19 protein-coding genes, 2 tRNA genes and 1 pseudogene are annotated in these 23,166 nt (G+C 39.3%); 15 read left to right on the forward strand and 7 right to left on the reverse strand.

What is annotated here, in order from left to right:
* Positions 1 to 117 precede the first annotated feature (117 nt).
* Positions 118 to 1,644, reverse strand: a complete 1,527-nt coding sequence (locus B7E04_RS02540) for a helicase HerA-like domain-containing protein (protein WP_080777239.1) — start codon at positions 1,642 to 1,644, stop codon at positions 118 to 120.
* 148 nt (positions 1,645 to 1,792) lie between these two features.
* Here B7E04_RS02540 and B7E04_RS02545 point away from each other — a divergent pair, with 148 nt between their 5' ends.
* The 3 genes from B7E04_RS02545 to B7E04_RS02555 all read left to right on the forward strand — a co-directional run bounded on the left by B7E04_RS02545 (position 1,793) and on the right by B7E04_RS02555 (position 4,746).
* The gene (locus tag B7E04_RS02545) at positions 1,793 to 2,851 is read left to right on the forward strand and encodes a hypothetical protein (protein WP_139785316.1); all 1,059 of its coding nucleotides are present in this window, start codon (positions 1,793 to 1,795) and stop codon (positions 2,849 to 2,851) included.
* Between the two features lie 113 nt (positions 2,852 to 2,964).
* Entirely contained in the window at positions 2,965 to 4,374 is a 1,410-nt protein-coding gene (locus B7E04_RS02550; RefSeq protein ID WP_080777241.1) for an MBL fold metallo-hydrolase, read from the forward strand.
* A gap of 72 nt (positions 4,375 to 4,446) precedes the next feature.
* On the forward strand, positions 4,447 to 4,746 hold the full coding sequence (locus B7E04_RS02555) for a thioredoxin family protein (protein ID WP_062651981.1): 300 nt from the start codon (positions 4,447 to 4,449) through the stop codon (positions 4,744 to 4,746).
* 56 nt (positions 4,747 to 4,802) lie between these two features.
* Here B7E04_RS02555 and B7E04_RS02560 read toward each other — a convergent pair whose 3' ends face one another.
* Positions 4,803 to 5,555, reverse strand: a complete 753-nt coding sequence (locus tag B7E04_RS02560) for a nitrilase-related carbon-nitrogen hydrolase (protein WP_080777242.1) — start codon at positions 5,553 to 5,555, stop codon at positions 4,803 to 4,805.
* Positions 5,556 to 5,657: 102 nt separating this feature from the next.
* Here B7E04_RS02560 and B7E04_RS02565 point away from each other — a divergent pair, with 102 nt between their 5' ends.
* From B7E04_RS02565 to B7E04_RS02590, 6 genes and pseudogenes are all read left to right on the forward strand, one after another.
* Positions 5,658 to 6,098, forward strand: coding sequence for a DUF6646 family protein (locus B7E04_RS02565; protein ID WP_080777243.1), 441 nt, complete (start codon positions 5,658 to 5,660; stop codon positions 6,096 to 6,098).
* 103 nt (positions 6,099 to 6,201) lie between these two features.
* Positions 6,202 to 7,683 (forward strand): RIP metalloprotease RseP, encoded by a 1,482-nt coding sequence (gene rseP, locus B7E04_RS02570; RefSeq protein ID WP_080777244.1) that lies wholly within the window; start codon positions 6,202 to 6,204, stop codon positions 7,681 to 7,683.
* An 81-nt stretch (positions 7,684 to 7,764) separates the two neighbouring features.
* Positions 7,765 to 7,841 (forward strand) — tRNA-Asn (locus tag B7E04_RS02575).
* 135 nt (positions 7,842 to 7,976) lie between these two features.
* A pseudogene (locus tag B7E04_RS02580) lies at positions 7,977 to 11,137 on the forward strand (S41 family peptidase).
* Positions 11,138 to 11,429: 292 nt separating this feature from the next.
* Positions 11,430 to 11,503 (forward strand) — tRNA-Asn (locus tag B7E04_RS02585).
* A gap of 646 nt (positions 11,504 to 12,149) precedes the next feature.
* Positions 12,150 to 14,678 (forward strand): DUF5686 family protein, encoded by a 2,529-nt coding sequence (locus B7E04_RS02590; RefSeq protein ID WP_228439793.1) that lies wholly within the window; start codon positions 12,150 to 12,152, stop codon positions 14,676 to 14,678.
* A 78-nt stretch (positions 14,679 to 14,756) separates the two neighbouring features.
* Here B7E04_RS02590 and B7E04_RS02595 read toward each other — a convergent pair whose 3' ends face one another.
* From B7E04_RS02595 to rplU, 5 genes are all read right to left on the reverse strand, one after another.
* Positions 14,757 to 15,719: a zinc-binding dehydrogenase gene (locus B7E04_RS02595; protein WP_080777245.1), complete on the reverse strand. Its 963-nt coding sequence runs from the start codon at positions 15,717 to 15,719 to the stop codon at positions 14,757 to 14,759.
* 44 nt (positions 15,720 to 15,763) lie between these two features.
* Entirely contained in the window at positions 15,764 to 16,069 is a 306-nt protein-coding gene (locus tag B7E04_RS02600; RefSeq protein WP_062651958.1) for an ArsR/SmtB family transcription factor, read from the reverse strand.
* A 133-nt stretch (positions 16,070 to 16,202) separates the two neighbouring features.
* Positions 16,203 to 16,370 carry a bacteriocin-like protein gene (locus tag B7E04_RS22060; RefSeq protein ID WP_165439401.1) on the reverse strand — a complete coding sequence of 56 codons (168 nt, stop codon included), beginning with the start codon at positions 16,368 to 16,370 and terminating at the stop codon, positions 16,203 to 16,205.
* A gap of 194 nt (positions 16,371 to 16,564) precedes the next feature.
* Positions 16,565 to 16,822, reverse strand: coding sequence for a 50S ribosomal protein L27 (gene rpmA, locus B7E04_RS02605; protein WP_007842221.1), 258 nt, complete (start codon positions 16,820 to 16,822; stop codon positions 16,565 to 16,567).
* Positions 16,823 to 16,834: 12 nt separating this feature from the next.
* Positions 16,835 to 17,410 (reverse strand): 50S ribosomal protein L21, encoded by a 576-nt coding sequence (rplU, locus tag B7E04_RS02610; protein ID WP_080777246.1) that lies wholly within the window; start codon positions 17,408 to 17,410, stop codon positions 16,835 to 16,837.
* Positions 17,411 to 17,604: 194 nt separating this feature from the next.
* Between rplU and B7E04_RS02615 the strand changes: the two genes are divergently transcribed.
* The 6 genes from B7E04_RS02615 (at position 17,605) to B7E04_RS02640 (ending at position 23,166) form a co-directional block, all read left to right on the forward strand.
* A complete protein-coding gene (locus tag B7E04_RS02615) occupies positions 17,605 to 18,492 on the forward strand; it encodes a neutral zinc metallopeptidase (protein WP_080777247.1) in 888 nt (295 codons plus the stop codon).
* A 115-nt stretch (positions 18,493 to 18,607) separates the two neighbouring features.
* Complete coding sequence (locus B7E04_RS02620) at positions 18,608 to 19,696, forward strand: acyltransferase family protein (RefSeq protein WP_080777248.1); 1,089 nt, start codon at positions 18,608 to 18,610, stop codon at positions 19,694 to 19,696.
* Positions 19,697 to 19,771: 75 nt separating this feature from the next.
* Positions 19,772 to 20,350, forward strand: a complete 579-nt coding sequence (gene miaE / locus B7E04_RS02625) for a MiaE family protein (RefSeq protein ID WP_080777249.1) — start codon at positions 19,772 to 19,774, stop codon at positions 20,348 to 20,350.
* Between the two features lie 23 nt (positions 20,351 to 20,373).
* A complete protein-coding gene (locus tag B7E04_RS02630) occupies positions 20,374 to 20,991 on the forward strand; it encodes a DUF502 domain-containing protein (RefSeq protein WP_048505345.1) in 618 nt (205 codons plus the stop codon).
* Positions 20,992 to 21,132: 141 nt separating this feature from the next.
* Complete coding sequence (locus B7E04_RS02635) at positions 21,133 to 22,056, forward strand: DsbA family protein (protein ID WP_080777250.1); 924 nt, start codon at positions 21,133 to 21,135, stop codon at positions 22,054 to 22,056.
* Positions 22,057 to 22,080: 24 nt separating this feature from the next.
* Complete coding sequence (locus tag B7E04_RS02640; protein ID WP_080777251.1) at positions 22,081 to 23,166, forward strand: FAD-dependent oxidoreductase; 1,086 nt, start codon at positions 22,081 to 22,083, stop codon at positions 23,164 to 23,166.

The following is a 23,166-nucleotide window of genomic DNA, read 5'->3' on the forward strand; positions in this document are numbered from 1 at the left end:
AAAAAGTAAAACAGGCATTGTTACTGTTCCTGATCAGATTCAAACTTCCAGACTGATACAATAAAAAGCTGATACTCTTTTGATAACAGTTTATTCTTTACCAAATAAATTTAAATATTATCTCCTTCTTCCGCCCAAACCAAACATCCCAAGGATGGCTTTTGCTCCTTCACGCATCAGTGTACTGGTAAACGTCCTTCCCGCCTTACTTTGAAGGACCTGCTCGAACATTCCCGGTTCTTCCTTCACGGGCTTGGTTTTCTGCGTTGGTGCAGGGTTCTGAGCTGCCTGCTCCATTCTGTTGGTTAATATTTCATATGCTGAATCTTTATCAACGGGCTGCTCATATTTCGCTACCAAAGCAGAATTTCCGGTGAGTTCTGAAATTTCAGCATCGTTCAGGACATCCATTCTGGACTCCGGGGAGATCAGGTAGGTATGAACCAACGGTGTAGGGATTCCTTTTTCATCCAGAGCTGTTACAAATGCTTCCCCGATTCCCAGGTTCTGGATCAGGCTGGATGCATCGTAAAATTCAGTTGTCGGATAATTTTCAACCGCTTTAGAGATCTCTTTTTTATCTTTTGCCGTAAAGCCCCTTAACGCATGCTGGATCTTCAGACCAAGCTGCGACAGTACATTTTCCGGAACATCACCAGGAATCTGAGTGATAAAATAAATCCCAACGCCTTTGGAACGGATCAGTTTTACCATGGTTTCGATCTGTGAAAGCAGTGCTTTTGAAGATTCGTCAAAGATCAGGTGGGCTTCGTCAATAAACAGCACCAGTTTTGGCTTTCCGCTGTCCCCTTCTTCAGGGAAAGTCATATAGATTTCTGCAAAAAGGGAAAGCATAAATGTAGAGAACAGCTGCGGCTTATTCTGTATTTCCGCCACTCTCAGGATATTCACAACACCTTTTCCGTCTCTGGTTTCAAGAAGATCATGAACATCAAAGCTTAGTTCGCCGAAGAAATCGGATGCTCCCTGCTGCTCCAGTGCAACAATAGATCTCAGGATAGCGCCTAAAGAAGAAGAAGCTATAGATCCGTAGTTGGCAGCCAATTCAGCTTTTCCCTGTGCATTATCGGTAACATACTGCAGTACTTTCTTTAAATCGTTAAGATCAATTAACGGAAGACCTTTATCATCACAATATTTGAAAACAATAGACATAATGCTCTGCTGGGTATCATTAAGCTCTAAAATTTTACTTAACAAAACCGGCCCGAATTCTGTAACGGTAGCTCTCAGCTTCACGCCTTTTCCGCCGGAGATGCTCATCAGCTCTACAGGAAATGCCTGTGGATTATACGGAAGCTGTGTTTTAGCATATCTTTCCTCTATGATAGGGTTCATTTGCCCTGCTTCAGCAATTCCGGAAAAGTCTCCTTTAATATCCAATACAAGAGAAGGAATTCCGGCATGGGAAAGCTGTTCTGCAAAAACCTGGAGCGTCTTGGTTTTACCGGTACCTGTTGCCCCTGCAATAAGCCCATGGCGGTTGATGGTTTTCAATGGAATCGTTACATTGACTTCCGGAACCACTTCTCCTCCCAGCATTCCTTTTCCGAGTATAATATGTTCTCCTTTTGGGGTATATCTTGTATTCAGTTCTTCAATAAATTTTGTTTTATCTGCCATTTGATCTTTTTTAACTTATAAATATAAAAGTTTTTGTAAAATATTCAGGGATTAAAGTAATATTTCAGGATTAAATTTAGTTATAGCTTCTGTAAAATAATACTTACTTTCGTCTAAGCAATGATAACCTTTTTACTAGCATAATCACATGATGATAAAGAAAAACCTACTTATTATTTTATCTCTTTTATTCACCACTCTCTCTTCCCAGAAAAGAGTAAAACCTGTACCCCTTCCTGTGAAGGGAGATTTCACCCATCAAGCTACTTCTGTTATATTTCCTGCTTTATGGTCAGGATTCCAGCGTGAGGAAATTTACACGTATGATCTTAAAAACAATCATTTGGCGATAGGCTACGTGCAGCAAATAACGAAAAAAAGCAAAACAACCCTCACGCTTTATATTTACCCTAAAAAATACACAGACAACCAGCTGCTCAGAGATGAATTTTCGTCTTATGAGTATGCGCTTAACCAAAATTCCAATAAAGGGACCGATCTTAAGCCTTTGTTTGGCAGTGCTTCCAACGATCTGGTAAAAGTCAATTATATATATTCAATTTTTGACCACTCCATGGGACAGCCGGATTTTTTTAAAGGAGTAAAATATACCGCAAAGAAATCTCTTCTTGCCATTTATGAATGTGGAGGCTGGGATTTCAAGATCAGGGTATCCAGTGATGACATGACGTATGAACAGCTGGAGGAACTTAAAAATAAAACTGAAAATTATTTTGGAATACTGACTATTGCATCCAAAAAACATCTTCCAATAGACAAAGCTCCGGATATTATCTTATCTCCTGTTGTGAAAAGAGATTCCATGATGATCAACTCCACGATCACGGCAGCCCAGGCAAAGATTGAATGGCTGGGTACTCATGCGGAAAAGAAAGAAATGCTGACAGGTTTCAATGATATGAATATCGGATCTGAAGTATTTGCTATTGAAAAAATGATAGAATTTTATAAGGCTCATGAAAAAGACTGGCCAATGGACCAGGATACCAAAAAATATTTTGATGAAATGATAAGAATTGCCGATAATGGAAGAATCAAAGATCATATTTATGATAAATACAACAGACTGATCAATTATGAGCAGGGTGCCGATAAAAGAGATGATTATATCCAGTTTAAAATAGATAAGAATATTTCGGAAGACACTAACCAGATTTTGTACAAAATATTTTATAAATTAGAATAAATAAAGACTATATAGATTTATTCTATCATTATAGTTTTTGTATTGTGGCATGTTTTAAAAATAAAACCCGATTTTTGTAGATTAATAGCACAATAAAATTGTTTATAAATAAGATGAAAGTTGAACAAATATATACAGGATGCCTTGCTCAGGGAGCATATTATATTGTATCAGAAAATGAAGCTGCCATTATTGATCCGCTTAGAGAAGTAAAACCCTATCTGGATCGTCTGGAAAAAGACAACGTTACCTTAAAATATATTTTTGAGACTCACTTCCACGCCGATTTTGTTTCGGGGCATTTGGATCTCAGTAAAAAAACAGGGGCTCCTATTGTGTACGGTCCTACTGCCTTACCCGCATTTGAAGCAATTATAGCTGAAGACAACCAGATCTTTGAGATCGGAAAAGTAAAAATAAAAGCTCTGCACACTCCCGGACATACCATGGAGAGCACCACTTATCTTCTTATTGATGAACACGGAACCGAAACGGCTATATTTACAGGAGATACCCTGTTTTTAGGTGATGTGGGAAGACCGGATCTTGCCCAGAAAGCGACTAACCTTACCCAGGAAGATCTTGCAGGAATTCTGTATGACAGCCTTCATAATAAGATTATCCCACTGGACGACAGCATTACGGTTTATCCAGCCCATGGAGCCGGATCTGCATGTGGAAAGAATATGCAGAAAGAAACGGTAGATATTCTGGGAAATCAGAAAAGAACCAATTACGCCCTTAACCAGCCGGATAAGGAATCATTCATCAGAGAGGTTCTGGACGGGCTTACCGCTCCGCCGAAATATTTCGGAATGAATGTAGCCATGAACAAAGGCGGCTACGAAAGTCTTGACGTGGTGATGACCAAAGGACTGAATCCTGTTTCTGCGGAGGATTTCGAAAATTTTGCTGAAGAAACGGGCGCTTTAATCTTAGATACCAGAAGTGCAGCAGAATTCCATAAAGGATTTATTCCTAATTCCGTAAACATCGGCTTAAAAGGAGATTTTGCGCCGTGGGTGGGGAATATGATTGTAGATGTAAAACATCCGCTTTTACTTGTTACCGATGAAGGAACCGAAGAAGAGGTGATCACGAGACTGAGCAGAGTAGGCTTCGATAATGTTTTAGGATATTTGGACGGCAGTTTCAACGCATGGAAAAGTGCAGGAAAAGAAACGGATGAGATCAAAAGAATATCTCCGGCTGAGTTTGCTGAACAGTTTACAGAAAACGCCACCGTCATTGATGTGAGAAAGCTTAGCGAATATTCCGCCGAGCATATAGACAATGCCTACAACAAACCGCTGGATACCATCAGCGACTGGGTAAATACCATTGATGACTCTGAACATTTCTTCCTTCACTGTGCCGGAGGATACAGAAGCATGATTGCAGCAAGTGTTCTTAACGCTCACGGAATCAGAAACTTTACTGAAATAGAAGGAGGCTTCAACGGGATCAAGAAAACAGAAAAATTCCCTACGACAGATTTTGTATGCCAGTCTAAAACGTTGTAAGACACCAGGCGAATGGTACAACCAAAATAAATACCTGTAAACATTTAAACAGCAACAAATTAACCCAAAACTATGTCACAAAAATTCCAGGATATCATCAATTCCGAAAGACCCGTTCTAATTGATTTTTTTGCTACGTGGTGTCAGCCATGCAAAGTACAGTCGTCCGTTTTGAATACGGTAAAGGAAAATGTAGGCGAAGGCGCAAGAATCATCAAGGTAGATGTAGATCAATACCCGGCTCTGGCTGCCCAGTATGGAGTACGAGGCGTTCCTACACTGGCTGTCTTCAAAAACGGCGAACTTTTATGGAAGGAAAGTGGTGTACATGATGTGAATACGCTTACAGAGTTGCTGAAACAGTATGCTTAGGCTAAGATTGAGGCTAAGGCTTAGACTTCGATCTTAACCTTAGCCTCAACCTCGGTCTATAATTCAATAGAAAACGAATCCCTGTCGTTCAAAAACTGGAAGTGTTTTCTGAAGTCATTCAATTCTTGCTTATTCCATTCTGCAGAAACCATATTTCCGTTCTTTTGGGAAATTTCTGTTCCGTCCGCAAAAAAACAGTGCGAGCTTTCCTGGTAAAAAAGGCCATTCCCATCCGTCCCGATTCTGTTTAACCCAAACACAAAAGACAGGTTTTCAATCGCTCTGGCTTTTAACAGAAGTTCCCAGGCACCTACCCTTTTTTCAGGCCAGTTGGCTACATACAAAGCCGCATCGTAATCATCATTATTCCTTGCAAATACCGGAAACCTAAGATCATAGCATACCTGCAGCAGAATTCTGAATCCTTTATAATTCACAATAGTTCTTTTATTCCCGGGGGTATACACTTTATCTTCCCCTGAAAAAGAAAACAAATGTCTTTTATCATAAAATACGGTTTCTGCGTCAGGCTGTACAAAATACATCCTGTTATAAAACTTTCCTTGCTCCTCAACGGGTGCACTTCCACAAATGGCGGCATTTTTTTCTTTTGAAATTTTCTTCAGAAATTCAAGAGATTCCTCATTCCTGTCGGAAACTTCGGAAGCATCCATACAGAAGCCTGTTGAAAACATTTCCGGAAGCAGGAATAGATCCGCTTCCACTTCCTTCAACTGGTCTTCAATCAACCGAAAATTCTTTTCTTTATCTTTCCAGACAATATCAAAATTAAGTCCTGCAATTCTCATAAACTCTGTTAAAAAACTTCAATAAAAATACAATTTTCCATTGATTTCGGTTCTATTTTTGATGGGGATATTTTTTAGTACTATCATTTAAAAGAAAAATTTATGAAGAAATTGTTTTTGGTGTTGATGATCGCTTTTTTCGGGACAGCAGCTAACGCGCAGGCGTATACAGGGAAAGGAGACCATAAGATCCAGCTGGGACTCAGTGCCTGGGGTTATGGAACAGGGATTACCGGAACTTATGATTATGGCTTGAATAATCTCGTATCAGTTGGTGCAGGTATCAATGGTTATTTTGGCAACTACAAAGATCATGATAAAGATAACCGTGTTTTTGTGTTCGGGAGAGTGAATTTCCATCTTCAGGAAGCCCTTCAACTGCCTGCCAAATGGGATATCTATCCTGGCGTGGATGTTGGGGTTTTAGGCAGAGATTTTGGAATCGGGGCGCATATCGGAGCGCGCTACTTTTTCACGGAGAAAGTGGGTGTTTTTGCAGAAGTAGGCAACAACGGCAGCATAGGGGTTTCTTTCAATCTGTAAAATCCTTCAAATATATGACAAAGCTTCTCGTTTCGGGGGGCTTTTTTATTTGGCATAGTTTTGATAATTGTTACCTTTGCAAATTAAAATCTAAAATTTATTAATGGAATTAGCAATCAAGATTTTCCAGTTCATACTAAGTATATCTATTTTAGTGGTTCTTCATGAGCTTGGACATTTTTTACCGGCAAAATGGTTTAAGACCAGAGCTGAGAAATTCTTCCTGTTTTTCGATCCATGGTTTTCTATCTTTTCTATGAAGAAAATCAACGGAAAATGGCAGTATAAGTTTCTTTCCAAAAACCTTCCAGATACAAAAACTGTTGTAGTAGACGGAAAAGAGAAAGAAGTTCCTATCGACATATCGCAGCTTCCTGACAGTGACTGGAGAAAGCATCCGGAGCAGACCAAATACGGAATCGGATGGCTTCCTTTCGGGGGTTATGTGAAAATTGCAGGGATGATTGATGAAAGCATGGATACCGAGCAGATGAAAAAACCTGCAGAACCATGGGAATTCAGATCAAAACCGGCATGGCAGAGGCTGATCATTATGCTTGGAGGGGTAACTGTAAACTTTTTCCTGGCGTGGATCATCTTCGGATGCCTGTCTTACTTTAATGGAGAAAGTTCTTTTGACACAACCAAAGTGGACACTCCGATGCATTATACCGGTATTGCAAAAGCGATGGGCTTTGAGGATGGGGATAAAATCTTAAAAGTAGACGGAAAAGTACAAAATAACCTGGATAAACTGTCTCTTGATATTTTATTAAGTGACCAGGTAACGGTTTTAAGAAAAGGGAAAGAGGTTACTTTTAATACCAATGATGACGGAAAGGCATTGGCTTTCAAGGATGAAAATCCAAGAGCATTTCTTACGCCAAGATATGCACCCGTAATTGATACTATCGTTAATGCTAAAACCGCTGCGGCAGGTTTGAAAATTGGTGATCAGGTTGTTTCGGTAAACGGACAGAAAATCAATTATTATGATGAGCTTCAGGGCCTAGTGGTAAAAAATGCAGGTAAAACGATCAATACAGAGGTGTTAAGAGGCGGTGTGGTACAACCCTTAAGCCTTGAGGTTTCTAAGGAAGGAACCTTAGGAATTGCGTCTTACAAACAACTTCAAAAGTATGCCAAGACTCAGGATTTCACTTTTGTTCAGTCCATCGGAAGAGGATTTACCAGAAGTATTGAAAGCTTAACGTATCAGGTGAAGCAGTTTAAACTGGTATTCAACAAGAAAGTTCAGGGATATAAGAAGGTGGGCGGACCGCTCGCTATTATCAAGAATATGCCGGTAGAAAAATCAAAAGACGGCGCTGTATCGGTAAACTGGAGTATGTTCTGGAGCTTTACGGCAATGTTTTCCGTGTGGTTGGCATTCCTGAACCTTATTCCTATTCCGGGACTTGACGGTGGCCACGTATTATTTACTTTATGGGAGGTGATTACAGGAAAACCGGTTCCTCAGAAAGTATTGGAAAATGCCCAGATGATCGGGGTTATCTTCCTGTTAGGATTGATGTTACTGATCTTCGGAAGTGATATCTTTAAAGCACTTACAGGCAGTTTATAATTTTTTTGAAATTTTTTCTAAAAAATATTTGTAGGGTATAAATATTCGTCCTATATTTGCACCACTTAAAACAAAGGACATTCCTCCTTAGCTCAGTTGGTTAGAGCATCTGACTGTTAATCAGAGGGTCGCTGGTTCGAGCCCAGCAGGAGGAGCCAATAAGGATTAAACACTTACATTCATTTGTAGGTGTTTTTTTTTGCGTTAAACTTTTCAGGCCTGATAAATCTATTATATATTAGCAAAAAATATGAAATCAGCCTTACCGCAGGGTATAAACATCAGCCTATCTCATGAAAAGAATCTTTATTTCGTTATTAACCGCCTTTTCCATTATGCAGGTTTCAGCACAAGAAAAGTCTTATTTTTTATCTACTCCATCCCTGAGCCCTGATGGGAAAACGGCTTACTTTTCTTATGGCGGAGACCTCTGGAAAGTTGATGCTGATGGTGGAAACGCCTCCAGAATTACAGCTTTAGAAGGAGAAGAAATCAATCCGCGTATTTCTCCAGACGGAAAATGGCTGGCATTCAGCTCCAATCAATATGGTAATTACGATGTTTATGTGATGCCTGCAGAAGGCGGAACGATAAAACAACTTACCTTCCACACCGGAAAAGACGAAATAGAAAACTGGGGCTGGGACAGCAAAACCATTTATTTTACCTCCAGCCGAAGCAATAATTTCGGCAGTTTTAAAATAACCATTGAAGGAAAAACTCCGCAAAAGCTTTTTAATAATTATTTCAATAACACCAGCGGGATCGCAGAAACGCCAGGAGGAGAATACCTCTTTACCAATTCTTCGGAAGCCGCCCATCAGACGCACCGTAAGCGCTACAAAGGAGAAAATAATCCAGATATCCTGGGCTACAACCCAAAGAGCAATTCTTTCAGACAGTACACCAATTATGAAGGAAAAGATTTCAACCCAAGCGTAGATAAAAACGGCATTATTTATTTTATATCCGATGAGAAAAATAACGAATACAACCTTTATAAAATTGAAAATAGGGAGAAGGTTTTCCTGACTCAATTTGAAACTTCTATTAAAAAGCCTTTTGTCTCTGCTAACGGATCAAAAGTGATATTTGAAAAAGACTATCAGCTTTATATTTACGACGTAGCTTCAAAAAACACAAAACTTCTGGACATCAGCCTGAATACGAATAAAACCCTGGAAAAAGAGCAAAATTTCAGTGTAGAAAATAATATTTCTTATTATGATGTTTCTCCGGATGGGAAAAAAATGGCCTTTGTAAGCCGTGGCGTCCTCTTCGTTTCGGATATTGAAGGAAAGTTCACCCAGCAGATTTCCGACGGCAAAGAGCGCGTCATGGAAGTAAAATGGCTGAAGGACAACCGCACATTGCTGTTCAGCCAGACGGATAAAGGCTACCAGAACTGGTTTAGTATTGCAGCAGACGGAAAAGGCAAAGCAAAGCAAAGCAACTAACGAACGATTTACGGAACAACCGCAACATCACGCTTAACAGCGATTTTTCAAAAGCGGTGTATTTAAGCGGCCGCGACGAGGTAAGGATCATGGATCTGAAAAACTTCAGCTCTTCCACGATTGTAAAAGATGAAATCTGGGCGTTCCAGAATTCAAGACCTTCCTTCTCACCCAATAACGAATATATTCTATTCTCTGCCAAAAGGAATTTCGAGCTGGATATTTTCATTCATCACATCAAAAAGAATGAAACCATCAACCTTACCAATACAGGAGTTTCGGAGGAAGATCCTTTCTGGTCTCCCAACGGTAAATACATTTATTTCGCCAGCGACAGAACCAACCCGTCTTATCCTTTAGGAATGCAAAAATCAAATATTTACAGAATGGCCCTGGACTGGTTTGATGAACCTTACAAATCTGAGAAATTCGACAAGCTTTTTGTGGAGGAAAAAAAATCCGCTGAAACTACAAAGGACAGCAAAAAGAAAAAAGACAAAAAAGAAGAAAAACCGAAAGAGCCTGTTATTAAGGAACTGAAAGTGAACCCGGAAAACACCCTGGAAAGAATAGAGCTGGTTACGGACAGGTATGGATACCAGGATGATCCTGTAGTTTTTGCTGATGACAAAAAAGAGATCCTGTTGTTTAATTCCAACCAGGATAATGGAAAAAGGCAGCTGTTCAAAAAAGTCTTTACTGATTTCGAACCGACAAAATCGGAGAAAGTTTTTGATAAGGCAGCTCAGTACCTTACAAAAGTTGATAAAAACCTTTTCGCAATCGTAGAAGGTAATATTTATAAAATAACCCTGGATGCTTTAAAACCTGAAAAAATCAATATTCAGTATACTTTTGACAAAGATCTGGCTTCTGAATTTACCCAAATGTACGACGAAACCTGGACGGGTGTTGAAGAAAATTTTTACGATGAAAACTTTCACGGCATCAACTGGAAAACGAAAAAAGAACAGTACGCAAAGTACCTGCCGTACGTGAATAACAGAAATGACCTCCGGATTTTACTAAATGATCTTTTGGGTGAGCTAAATTCTTCGCACACCGGATTTTCTTCATCCGGGAAGGAAGAAACCCGATACCTGAACTATTTTACCAATGAAACCGGAATTTTGTATAAAGCAGATCAGCCTTATGTGGCAGAATGCATTGTCCGGAAATCTCCTGCTTTCCGCTCCGGCGTGGATATTAAACCCGGAGACCTGCTGGTTGCGGTCAACGGAAAAAATATTGACCCCAATGAAAACCGGGAATCCTATTTCACGAGTCCGAAAAAGCAGGACGAACTGATCCTTACCTTTAACCGTGGCGGTAAAAACATAACAACGAAAGTACATCCTATTTCCAATATGGATTTAAAAGTATTGCTTTACGATAACTGGATATTCAATAACCATCAGCGTGTGGATAAGCTAAGCAACAACCGTATTGCTTATTCCTACATGAAAAACATGTCTACTGACGAGCTGGACCGTTTCCTGCTTGATATGGTAGAACAGGAAAACAGAAAAGATGCCGTTATCCTCGATCTCAGGTACAATACCGGAGGAAATGTCCATGATAAAGTCCTGAACTTCCTTACCCAGAAGCCTTATCTGCAATGGAAATACCGTGAAGGAAAAATGAGTACCCAGCCTAATTTTGCTCCTGCCGGAAAACCTATCGTTCTGCTGATCAATGAAGCTTCATTAAGCGACGCTGAGTTGACTGCTGCCGGCTTTAAAGCACTGAAACTGGGGAAAATTATTGGACAGGAAACCTACCGATGGATTATTTTCACCTCCGGAAAAAACCTTGTAGACGGTTCTTACTACAGACTGCCTTCCTGGGGAACCTATACCCTTGACGGTCAGAATCTGGAAAAAACAGGAGTAAAGCCGGATATTTACGTTAAAAACACCTTTATAGACCGCCAGCAGGATAATGATCCTCAACTGGAGCGGGCTGTGCAGGAAATACTGAAAGATTTAAAGAAGTAAAAAATGGTATACCTCGTTTAGCAAGACTTAATAATATCCGAACTGAAATAGCGATTCATCATCTGTTTCGTTATTTTCAGCCTGGAAAAACACGTGGAAAAACCAAAGGCTATCAATTGGAGATAAACTGATATACCCTAATTTCCTTTTTGATTGGATGTTTTATGAATTAATTAAAATATTTCTTACTGAAATTCAACATTTTTAGCCTAAAACAGATGTGAATTGAGGACAAAAACTTGACTGATATTAATATTCCTTATATATTTGCAGCACCTTAAACAAAGGAAATTCCTCCTTAGCTCAGTTGGTTAGAGCATCTGACTGTTAATCAGAGGGTCGCTGGTTCGAGCCCAGCAGGAGGAGCAGAAAAATCGTCAAAATTGACGATTTTTTTTTTGCATTATACCTGTCATACCGATCCGTTCCTTAGTTTTTTGAGAATTACACATTATTCTGTATCAACTTCTGTTCAAACCATCACCTTTTATACGCCGATTAAAAATAACAAAGGTTATCCACAAAAATCTCTATAATTACTCAAAAACTCCATTGTGATTAGCTTAAAAGATAAATGCAGGAAATCAACATTATTTTGTGCAAAAATTTAATAGTGTTTGAAATTCAGCAAATTCCATTGTTAACAATATGTGGAAAAGATATTGGGAAGCTACCGGTAAGCATTGGAAAACCTATTTAAAAGGTCTGTAAACCCTGTCAATAACTTATTAATAACCTGTTGAAAGCTTATGGACAAGACACAAAGGTAAGAGGAAATAATGTGGAAAACCTATGAATACATCTACCCTGCCAGCTCATTCTCAGCTCATCTTCAGAGTTTATTTTTCCTTATAAAATTCACAACAATCAAGTTATTATTGTTCACAATCTTTTACCGTTATTTTCGTTACATTTGTAGTTTTGTGATTTTATATTGAAAACGTTAAAAAATATGATCTTTTTTAAATAAAACAGCACGCTTTTTGTTTGTGCTAATTGCCTGAAGAACCAAATGATGTCAAACAACAACCTCAAATATTACAACCTCTTTTTTCTGCTTTTTATATCCTGCCTGAATTATGCCCAAAACACGGCAAACGGCAGAATTATTGACGCAAAAACCAATAAAGAAATACAGGGTGTGGATATTTTTATCAATGACAATACAGAACCTACTTTAAAAACTTCACTGGGAAGCTTTACCGTACAGTCTGATACCCTGATTTACAAACTGAAATTCTCGAAAAAGAATTATTCTACAGAAACCCTTACGATCACTCCTGAAAATGCGGGAAATATTTTCGTTAAACTTTCTCAGGAAAAGGAAAACACCATTGCTGAGATTGTTATCCACAACGAGAAACCGAAATACAAGAATAAAAAAGAAAACCCCGCGTATGCAATTATGCAAGAGGTATGGAAACGGAAAAGGAACAACGGTCTGGAAAAATTTGACACCTACACGTATAAAGAGTACGAAAAAATCCAGTTTGACGCGAACAACCTGGACAGTGCTTTTATGAGCAAAAAGATTTTTAATAAACTGGATTTCATTTTCGACTATGCAGATTCTACGGCCAGCGGAAAGATTGGATTACCTATTTTCCTCAACGAATCGATTTACGAAAATTACGGTGAGAATAAACCCGGAAAAAAGACTAAAAGATTGCTCGTTGCCCAGAAAACATCAGGTTTCCAGGATAATCAGGTGATTACCATTACCGCAAAAAACCTGTACCGGGATATCAATATTTATGACAATACACTGAACTATTTTGATATCGGATTTCCCAGCCCGGTGGGCTCCAATGGATTCAGTACTTACGATTACAATTTAACGGATACCATCTCTATTCATGGTGAAAATGCTTACAAAATCCGGTATCAGCCTAAAAGAAAAGAAGTTTTAGCCTTTCAGGGTTATCTGTATATAGACACGGACAGTTATGCCGTTTTAGGGGCTACTTTAAAATCTACGCAGAAGATCAACGTTAACTTTATCAACAGTATTTCTACTGAGCTGGAATATGACAATCCGGACGAAAACACGTTTCTTCCCAAAAAATTCATCACGGAAATAGAATTAACCCCTTTTGCTAAAAAAAGAACCTCCAAGAGTATCATTGCGAAAAGAACAGTAGACTATTCCCAATATGACTTCAACAAGCCTCTTGACGATAAAGTATTTACCCGCAGACAGGAGGAATATGATGATAAATTTGTAGATAAAGATGATGCGTATTGGGTAAAGGCGAGACCTGACACTTTATCGAAATCTGAACGGGGCGTTTATGAAATGCTTGATAAGCTGCAGCAGACCCCCAAATTCAACCGTATCGTTAAAATCTACGAAACACTGGCATCAGGTTATTACAATGCCTTTAAAGGAATTGACATCGGTCCTATCTTCTCCATTTACGGAAAAAATGAAGTGGAAGGCGACAGGATAAGATTGGGAGCAAGATCCTATTTTGGGCAGAACGACCCATGGAGAGTGCAGTTTTACACCGCTTACGGATTCAAGGATCAACAGGTTAAATATGGAGCTGAAGCCAGATATATGTTCAACCGGGTGAACAGGTTTATGATTGGCGCAGGAACAAAAAGAGATATCGAACAGCTGGGTGTACAACTGACCACCGATGACGGGATTATGGCGCGAACTTTTGCTTCATCCACCCTTTTTGCAAGAGGAGAGAATGCATCTTTAAGTTCTATCAATAAAACGAATATTTTCGCATCTATTGAGCCATGGAAAAATTTCCAGGTAAGAGTAGACGGAACTTTACAGAGTATTAAGTCCGCCAATCCGGAAAAGTTCAGCCTGATGTATTACCGCAACGGTGATCTGAGAAAAACCCTTAATGATTCTCACGTTACGCTTAGCTTAATTGCAAGACCGGGAGCGAAATTCTCCCAAACCGGAGTAGACCGTTATGAGCACGGAACGCTGGCTCCAACCATCATTCTGAAATACACCAGAGGAATTGAAGGTCTTTTTAACGGTGATTTTAATTACAACAGGCTTCAGTTTATGTTCTATAAGCCGATACTGATCGGAAGTTGGGGAAAAACATTGGTTAGCTTTGAAGCTGGGAAAACTTTTGACACCGTTCCTCTAGCGTTGCAGAATGTGGTTCCTGGAAACCAGTCTTACAGTCTTGCCCAGAATACTTTTGCGCAGCTTAATTATTACGAATTTGTGGCGGATACTTATTCTACGCTACATCTGGAACATCATTTCAATGGAAAAATATTGTCATTTATTCCTCTAATCAAAAAGCTTAAACTCAGAGAAATTGCATTTATCAGAAGTGCGTACGGGACTTTAAGCGATGCTTCCAAAGCGATTAACGTGGACGGATTCAAATACTCTGCGCCAAGTGAGCAGATCTATTTTGAGTACGGATTCGGTATTGAAAATATCGGAATCGGAAATCTTAGGATATTCAGGGTAGATTTTAACTGGAGAGGAAACTATCTTGACCGGCCGGATATTTCAACATTCGGAGTGAAAGCCGGATTTCAGGTTGGATTCTAAATATAAAAGAGGCTGGATCAAAAATGATCCAGCCTCTTTCGTTCTCACCCCATACCATATTTCATTCTGTACAATTTTTTATAGTGAAAGTACAATTTTTCCAAATAAAGGGCGTTCCCGTTTTGAATCTTCCATTCTGTGATGGGCATCTCTGATGGCTTCAATAGGGTATACACTGTCTATCACCGGCTTTATATGTCCCGCTTCAATTAGTTCCGTAATATGATGGAGCTCATCCCTGCTTTGACGGGTAAAAACAAAATGGTAGGTAGCATTTCTTTCCCACGCGTGAATTAAGTTTTGTGGCCGTGCAATATCAACCAATGTTACAATCTGACCATAGCTTGCCAAGGCAAGAGGGCCATCTGCCAGCATGCTTCCTCCTATTGTATCTATAATTACATCCACCCCTCTTCCTTTTGTATGCGCTAAAACTTCTTCCATATAGTTTTTATTATGGTGATCAATAACAACATCCGCCCCAAGATCTCTGAGTTGATCATGTAAAACGCTTTGCGCTGTTGTGTATACAAAAGCTCCAAGAGATTTGGCAACCTGTATGGCGAGCGTTCCAACACCCCCGGCGCCTCCGGGAATAAGAATGGTATCCCCTTTTTTAAGCTTAGCCCGCACCACAAGCATCTCCCACACTGTTCCTCCAATCAGCGGAATAGCTGCCGCTTCCTCATAATTAAGATTCTCCGGCATTCGGGAAAGTGATGATTCGTCTGTCAGATGATACTCTGCATAGCTCCCGGAACTCCCAAAACGTGGAGAATAATAGACTTTGTCGCCGGGCCGCCACTTTTTTACGGCCTCACCTGTTGCTATAACCTCACCTGCAATGTCATGACCGGTTATAACAGGCAAATCAAATACCGCCGGATAATCTCCCCTTCTTACCTGATAGTCAAGGGGATTTACAGAAGTAGCCCTTACTTTCACGAGCACCTGGGATTGATCCGTTATAGAAGGAACAACCGCTTCGGTTAACTGAAGAACTTCCAGCCCTCCATAATTTTTGATTTCAATTGCTTTCATAATTCTGGATTTCGCTTATTTTCGAAATATTTAATTAAAAAAATTTAAAATGCCTTCTGAATGAGTTGATTGAGTGTATCAATCGCCCCTTCATTACGCTTGTAGTAGGTCCACTGCCCAGCTCTGGTCGCTTCAATAAGACCACATTTCTGCAGTGAGCTCAGATAATCGGATGTGGTGGATGGAGACAGACCTGCCTTTTTGGTAATGTCGCTTACACAGACTCCCAAGTTAGGATCATAATCCTCTAATTCCTCCGCAGGAAAATGGAGACGCGGTTCTTTAAGCCAGATCAGTATGTTGATCCGGGTTTGATTACTGAGCGCTTTAAAAACCATTATTAATTCCATGCTTCAAATATATCGATAATTTCCGAAATACCGAAACTATTTGGAATAAATAGCCACATTGGAAATTCATCACCATATGTTACTAAAAATCCCCAACTTCTGTTGAGGATCATTTTTCAATAACTTTATTTAATTAACAATCGCATGGATCCGGATCCATAATCATGTTTCTGCACATCAGTCTCTGCTGTGGCGTCCATGTACACCATTGAACACAGGTAGTAGCGGGAGCAGGACATCCTAAAGCTCCTCCGTCGATTGTTCTTAATTCTTTTTTAGACAATTTCTTCAGATTTTTCATAGTATTTTGTTTTAATTGGTGTGCCTACTCTATATGCTTTTCGGCTTTCGCATGTGATTTTCATTTGATTGTAAACAAATATATAAATATTTCACTATAAATAGAATATTAATGAAAATATTTTTGACTCTCTTAGTAAATACATAAAAAAACCTCAGCTACTGCCGAGGTTTAATTTTATAAAACGCTTAAGATTATGCGTTTGGTTCTACAGATACGAAAGATCTGTTGTTTGCTTTCTTTCTGAAAACTACTTTACCGTCTACTAGTGCAAACAAAGTGTGGTCTTTACCCATACCCACGTTTTCACCCGGGTGGTGCTGTGTACCTCTCTGTCTGATAATAATATTTCCGGCAATAGCTTCTTGACCTCCGAAAATCTTCACACCTAATCTTTTAGAGTGAGACTCTCTACCGTTCTTGGAACTACCGACTCCTTTCTTGTGTGCCATTTTATTACTGGATTATTTATTAAGTGCTTTAAATTGATCGATGTTCTTAATGATAGCAGCATCTACTTCTTCATGAGTAAGAACAGTCTTTTCTAATTCAACTTTAACTGCTTTACCTAAAGTAATTAAAGTTTCTCTGTTTTCTTTAGACTGAGAAAGGTTGTTTTTCTTTAAGTGATAGTTCAGTTCGTGATCTTCACCAAAGTTAACCGTTGCGTTGTCTGAAAGAACTTCAGCCTTCACCGTTTCTTTTTTAGCAGCCTTCTTAGAACCTCCATCAAAACCAGTGATACCAGTGATTTTAATTTGAGTTAAAGATTGTCTGTGACCGTTTTTCACCTGGTAACCTTTTCTTCTTTTCTTTTTGAAAACGATTACTTTATCAGCTTTTACGTGGTCAAGGATCTCTGCATCTACAGTGATTCCGCTTACAGCTGGGGCGCCTACAGTGATTGAACCGTTTACAGTAAGAAGAATTTTATCAAAAGAAACTTTGTCTCCTTTTTCTCCTTTCAAACGGTTTACAAACAACTTCTGGTCTTGCTCAACTTTGTATTGAAGCCCTGCTATTTCTACAATTGCAAACATTGTTTATAAATTTTTAGTTATTTCGAGGTGCAAATATATGAATAAAATTCTAAATAGCTTACAATCAGATCTGTATTTTTTTCAAAAAAACATACAAAATTTCATTTCACTATGTTTTGAATAATTTTTAACACTAAAGTGCTCATACTTATAATATAATTTTATACCTTCGTTATCACCAAAAAATATTTTATATGAAAAGAAACTTCAAATTCTGCCTTTTGGCAGGAGCCATTGCCGCATTCTCACTGTCTGCGTGCCGTGATGACAAAATGGAAGAATCCGTACTTCCGGAAGCCCAATCAGAAAGCGCTAAGATAGACCAGCCCGGAGATCTTGAAAAAATCTGTTCTTACGTAGATCAATACTGGAGCTCCACTGCCGTCCTGAAAACGGGTCTTCAAAACACCGCAGACACCAATTTCATGAACGCCCAGATGACTAAAATTGCCAGTCTGTGGGGAAGAAGCAATCCTACGCTTCGTTTTGTAGATGATCCCTCAAATTTCAATTCTACTTACAACGCAATTTCTTATTCTACAGGAAAAATTTACTATGGGTACGCCATCTACGCTGATGCAAAAAACAAAGGCGGAGATATCGTTAACGCCATGATCCTTGCCCATGAGTATGGCCACCAGCTTCAGTACATTTTTAATCTTCCTTCTGTAAATGAATCTACAGCCAGACCTAATGAACTGGAAGCAGACGGTTTTGCAGGCTACTACCTGAGAAGACCAAACGGCTATAACAAAACAAGCTTTGCAGAAATTGCCGCTGCTTATGAATTTGCACAAAGTATCGGAGATTACCAGACGACCAGCTCAAACCACCACGGAACACCTCCTCAGAGAAGATCCGCTGTACGTTTAGGCTTCCTTCTTGGACAGTATGATCTTAGTGCTTCCAGTTTTGACTACAACTTCTTCTATTATTACCAGGGCGTATTAAACGGAACTTATAAAATGGGTAAAAACTCAGCAAATCCGGAACTTGACGCTTATATGAGTCAATATATGGACGAGCTCAGAAAAATCCAGACCGGGGAAATCTCTGCGGAAGAATTCAAACATCTTAAATAAACATTCATTTTTAGCATATTTAATAAAGGAGGCAGGCAGCAATGTTCTGTCTCTTTTTATCTTATTTTGACAAATATCCCAAAGTTTATTTATTTTTGAACCATATCCTATATTCATGAATAGAGATCTCTATATTGATTTTGCCAAAGGAATGGCAACCCTTTCCATTATATTTATCCATACCGCTTTCTGGTCCGGCCAGTTTTATATTCCGGCAGAAGTACGGGTATTTTCCCTGGTATTTGACGTAGCCCTGTTCTATGCCCTCAGCGGAATCACTTCAGGTTCAAACGTTGAAAAAACATTCTACAGGTTACTGAAACTTCAGATCACCTATATGATCTTTGTGACCTTCCTGTTCTTCATGGATTATTTTTTCAAGGTATTCGGGCTCACATTTTTCTCTCTGGAATGGCTGCAAAGTTTTTATTCCACTTTCGGTTCAAAATATGCCACAACAGGCGTATCCGATATCCCGCAGTGGCAGAATCTGGGCAACTGGTACCTCCATCAGTATACCAACGCAGATACATTCCCAGTGGTTATGGGAAGTTTCTGGTACCTGAAGGTCTATTTCATCCTTGCCGTTTTTGGTGTGCTGATTTTAAGATTTTTCCCGAAACATGTCAATTGGTTTATCGCATTATGCTTTATTCTGACTTTAACATTCAATATTTTCCCGGAATATTATCCTGCCGGTCAGGTGGGTTATGTAGCTTTCTATCTCGCCGTTTTTTTGATTGCACACCAGATGCGTGGAAAAACCATCCCCGCAAAGATCATCCCTGTACTGTATGGATTAGTGGCTGCAGCGCTGATATGGATGTTCTGGTATTACGGAGGTGAGATCTTTTATAAGATCAACAAAAACAAATTCCCTCCAAGGATTCCATACATTATCTGGTCACTGTTCTCCCTCACTACCCTGTTTGTTCTTTACAACAGATTAAAGATTACGAAAGAGAATTTTGTGACCCACATCGGGAAAAATGCCATCTTTTTTTACTTCGCTCAGGGTTTAAGTTCTTCATTGGTCTATTTCATTGTGGTTCCTCTAAAGGAAAATATGCCTTGGTGGGTTCTGATGGTGATTATTTATATCATTAATGTTATCCTTGCATTCATCATTGCTGCCGGATTGAAAAAAGTGGATGATCTGGGTTGGAAAGTTTTGGAGTTTTTAAGAAAAAAAACGGCTATTTAATACTTGTAGGGCCATTTTGAAATAAAATAATCTTTATTCCCGCAATTTATTTAATTTTACAGAAAAATTCAAAGCATGTTTAAGTTGAAACTTCCTACCGACCCAAGGTGGGCGAATATTGCAGAGGAAAACATTGAAGAAATCTTAACGGACCATGCCTGGTGCGAGCAAAAAGCAGCAACCAACGCCATCGGTCTGATTACAATGCTTCCCGAATATTCGGAGATCGTAACGGAACTTCTCGCCATCGCGCAGGAAGAACTGGATCATTTCAACCAGGTGCACGAAATCATAAAAAAAAGAGGCTATACCTTCGGAAGAGCCCGGAAAGATGATTATGTGAATGAGCTTGCCAGATTTATCATCCAGGGAAGCCGTGAAGACTTAATTGTTGATAAAATGCTTTTTGCCGCAATGATTGAGGCCAGAAGCTGTGAAAGGTTTAAAGTACTGACCGAAAATATCAAAGATGAAGAGCTTAAAGCTTTTTACAAAGAACTGATGATCTCTGAAGCCAATCACTACACGACATTTATAGGATTTGCAAGACAGCTGGGCGACCCTGAAAAAGTGAACCAGCGCTGGGAGGCATGGCTCGAATATGAAGCCAATATTATTAAATCTTACGGAAACAAAGAATCCATTCACGGTTAAAATAAAAAAGTAAAAAATCCACGTTGAAAAAACCGACCTTCGAGAATATTGCCAATTTTTTTCTGAAAAATTTCTTTCAGGGACTTGTGATTATCGGTCCTATCGGGCTTACCATTTTTGTCATCTGGTATATCGTAAGCGCTATTGACAATATTATTCCTTCCGTGGCAAAGGAAATCCCGGGACTGGTTTTCGTTTCAACCATCCTGATCACAGCCATCCTTGGCTATCTGGGAAATAAATTCGTAGTGGGAAGGTTCTTTTTTGATACCATGGACAGCCTGCTGGAGAAAACTCCGGGAGTAAAACATATTTATACGCCTACAAAGGACGTTATGTCCTCATTTGTAGGCGACAAAAAGAAATTCAACGATCCTGTCTGGGTTAAAACCAATGAAAATCCGGAGATCTGGAGAATTGGTTTTTTAACGCAAAAAGAAATGTCGGATGTTGAAAAACACAATTACGTTGCGGTATATCTGCCCCATTCCTATGCCATCTCAGGATGGGTAATTGTGACTGAAGAAAAAAACATCAAGCCTGTAGTAGGCATGACTGCAGCTTCTGCCATGAAATTTGCAGTAAGCGGCGGTGTCGCAGGATTCCATTCGGACGACAATATTTTTAAAGCTCCGGAATAAATTTCGTCTTATCTCTCAACCGGCATTCTCGTGCTGTTTTTCCCTTTTTACATTTAAAGATTATGTTAACCAGAAAAATATTTTGGAAAAACCAACATATACTTTATTAATTTTACAAAATTCAGATAATTACAAAAAAATATGATCACTAATAATCCATTGTTACATTGCGATCCTGAAAAAGGAGTATGCGAAATCCTTGAGACACCAGATTCAGAAGCCTCTGCAGAACAATTGCAGAGTACAAAAGATAAAATCACCATTATTTATTATACAGATCCTATCTGCTCTTCCTGCTGGGGAATTGAGGCTCAACTGAGAAAAATGAAGTTGGAATACGGCAATGCAGTGGAACTGGATTACAGAATGGGAGGGCTTCTACCTTCCTGGGATATATACAATTCCGGCGGTATCAGCAAGCCCGGGGATGTGGCACACCATTGGGAAGAAGTCAGCCCGTATTACCGGATGCCTATCGAAGGCGGAGTATGGTTAAAGGACCCTCTGAACTCTTCCTATCCACCGTCAATTGCTTTTAAAGCTGCTCAGATGCAGGACAAAAAGAAGGCGGTAGACTATATGAGAATCACCCGTGAAATGGTTTTTCTTGATCAACTTAATATTACAAAGACTGAACATCTTGAAAACGCGGCTGAACTGGCCGGTTTAGATGTTACTCAATGGAAGGAAGATTATGAATCCAAAGCTCAGATTGAGTTTAAAAAAGATCTTGATCTGGCAAGACAGCTTGGTGTAAGAGGGTTTCCTACATTAATCTTCACTAAAGACGAAGAAATTTTAGATATTCTTTACGGCTTCAAACCGTATGCAGATTTTGAACGAAGAATAACCAAAATAAGCCCTGAGGCAAAAAAACAAAAATATTCTACAGAACCGGATCAGCTCTTTGCTGTTTATCCTACTTTAACCACTCAGGAATTCGCGGTCCTTTCCAATATTTCATTCGAAAAAGCGTTTGAAACTCTTATGGAACTTAATGCAGAGGATAAAATTTCCCGTAAGAAGTATAAAAACGGAGATCTCTGGGTCTCCGGTACAAACTAATAACACTATAAAAACGAATTAAGGATGTATAAAGTTGCAATCATAGGCGCTGGGGTTTCCGGACTGAGTATGGCCAATTATCTGGAAAAAAATAATATCGATTACCATATTTACGAAAGAAGAACCCAAAATGACCTGAAAGGACATGGGTTTATTCTTCCCAAAGAAGGCATTGAATTTCTCTCCAGCATCGTTAATATTGATGAGCTGTACAAAAAAGGCCAGTTTTTAAAAAAATACCTCCACTATCATCAAAGCGGTGAAGTTCTTTCTGAAAAGGAGCTTGACGATGTTTTTGTAGTGTCCAGAAGTGCCCTGATTGAAATTCTGGCCCAGGGAGTGCCTTCCGATAAAATATCCTATGAAACCACCGTGACTCTGAACGGTTTTTCCGAAGGAAAAGCTGATATCACAATAAATGACGGAGACCCTTTGGACGCTGATATCATAGTGGCATCAGACGGTTCCAGAAGCAGAATCAGGAGAAAGATCTTTGAGGATGAAAAAATGAAGGCCGTTTTAGAAAACGAAGTAGTTAACATTATCGAAAATGAAGAAATTGCCAGTAAACTTGAAAGTAATTTCCTGAAATTTCATCATGAAGACGGCGGCCTGACTTTCGGGGTTTTAAAACTTTCTTCTACAAAAGTACTCTGGTACTGCCAGTTTGATATCACCAGATTCTTCATCAACGAAGATTACACTCCGGACTGTATCAGACAATTTATTGTTGATCATTTTGGAGACTGGAATCCTCTGGTAACTTCCATCATCAATGATTCCAGCTATGAAAACGCTCACATCTGGAGAGTATATGAATTGGAAAAGCTGAATCCTTTTTACCACGAAAACGTAGTATTTATAGGTGATGCTGCGCATCCGCTGATTCCTTTTACCAGCCAGGGAGTGACTTCCGCGCTGAAAGATTCTTTCGTTTTAACCAATCTTTTACTGGAAGGAAACAGTCTTACGGAAACCTTCAAAACATACGAGGAAGTAAGAAAAGCAGAAATAGAGATTCATATCAGTAACGGAAGATCCTTACTGAACCAGTTCCTGCTGCCCTTATGCGAGCAGCAAAAAAATACCTTACCCATTTCATACAAATAA

This window comes from Chryseobacterium phocaeense (genome assembly GCF_900169075.1).
GTDB classification, from domain to species: domain Bacteria; phylum Bacteroidota; class Bacteroidia; order Flavobacteriales; family Weeksellaceae; genus Chryseobacterium; species Chryseobacterium phocaeense.

What these genes read in the sequence shown, in the direction of transcription:
- B7E04_RS02540 (WP_080777239.1), bottom strand. Translation starts at nt 1,644, where the DNA reads ATGGCAGATAAAACAAAATTTATTGAAGAACTGAATACAAGATATACC.
- B7E04_RS02545 (WP_139785316.1), top strand. Translation starts at nt 1,793, where the DNA reads ATGATGATAAAGAAAAACCTACTTATTATTTTATCTCTTTTATTCACC.
- B7E04_RS02550 (WP_080777241.1), top strand. Translation starts at nt 2,965, where the DNA reads ATGAAAGTTGAACAAATATATACAGGATGCCTTGCTCAGGGAGCATAT.
- B7E04_RS02555 (WP_062651981.1), top strand. Translation starts at nt 4,447, where the DNA reads ATGTCACAAAAATTCCAGGATATCATCAATTCCGAAAGACCCGTTCTA.
- B7E04_RS02560 (WP_080777242.1), bottom strand. Translation starts at nt 5,555, where the DNA reads ATGAGAATTGCAGGACTTAATTTTGATATTGTCTGGAAAGATAAAGAA.
- B7E04_RS02565 (WP_080777243.1), top strand. Translation starts at nt 5,658, where the DNA reads ATGAAGAAATTGTTTTTGGTGTTGATGATCGCTTTTTTCGGGACAGCA.
- rseP (WP_080777244.1), top strand. Translation starts at nt 6,202, where the DNA reads ATGGAATTAGCAATCAAGATTTTCCAGTTCATACTAAGTATATCTATT.
- B7E04_RS02590 (WP_228439793.1), top strand. Translation starts at nt 12,150, where the DNA reads ATGATGTCAAACAACAACCTCAAATATTACAACCTCTTTTTTCTGCTT.
- B7E04_RS02595 (WP_080777245.1), bottom strand. Translation starts at nt 15,719, where the DNA reads ATGAAAGCAATTGAAATCAAAAATTATGGAGGGCTGGAAGTTCTTCAG.
- B7E04_RS02600 (WP_062651958.1), bottom strand. Translation starts at nt 16,069, where the DNA reads ATGGAATTAATAATGGTTTTTAAAGCGCTCAGTAATCAAACCCGGATC.
- B7E04_RS22060 (WP_165439401.1), bottom strand. Translation starts at nt 16,370, where the DNA reads ATGAAAAATCTGAAGAAATTGTCTAAAAAAGAATTAAGAACAATCGAC.
- rpmA (WP_007842221.1), bottom strand. Translation starts at nt 16,822, where the DNA reads ATGGCACACAAGAAAGGAGTCGGTAGTTCCAAGAACGGTAGAGAGTCT.
- rplU (WP_080777246.1), bottom strand. Translation starts at nt 17,410, where the DNA reads ATGTTTGCAATTGTAGAAATAGCAGGGCTTCAATACAAAGTTGAGCAA.
- B7E04_RS02615 (WP_080777247.1), top strand. Translation starts at nt 17,605, where the DNA reads ATGAAAAGAAACTTCAAATTCTGCCTTTTGGCAGGAGCCATTGCCGCA.
- B7E04_RS02620 (WP_080777248.1), top strand. Translation starts at nt 18,608, where the DNA reads ATGAATAGAGATCTCTATATTGATTTTGCCAAAGGAATGGCAACCCTT.
- miaE (WP_080777249.1), top strand. Translation starts at nt 19,772, where the DNA reads ATGTTTAAGTTGAAACTTCCTACCGACCCAAGGTGGGCGAATATTGCA.
- B7E04_RS02635 (WP_080777250.1), top strand. Translation starts at nt 21,133, where the DNA reads ATGATCACTAATAATCCATTGTTACATTGCGATCCTGAAAAAGGAGTA.
- B7E04_RS02640 (WP_080777251.1), top strand. Translation starts at nt 22,081, where the DNA reads ATGTATAAAGTTGCAATCATAGGCGCTGGGGTTTCCGGACTGAGTATG.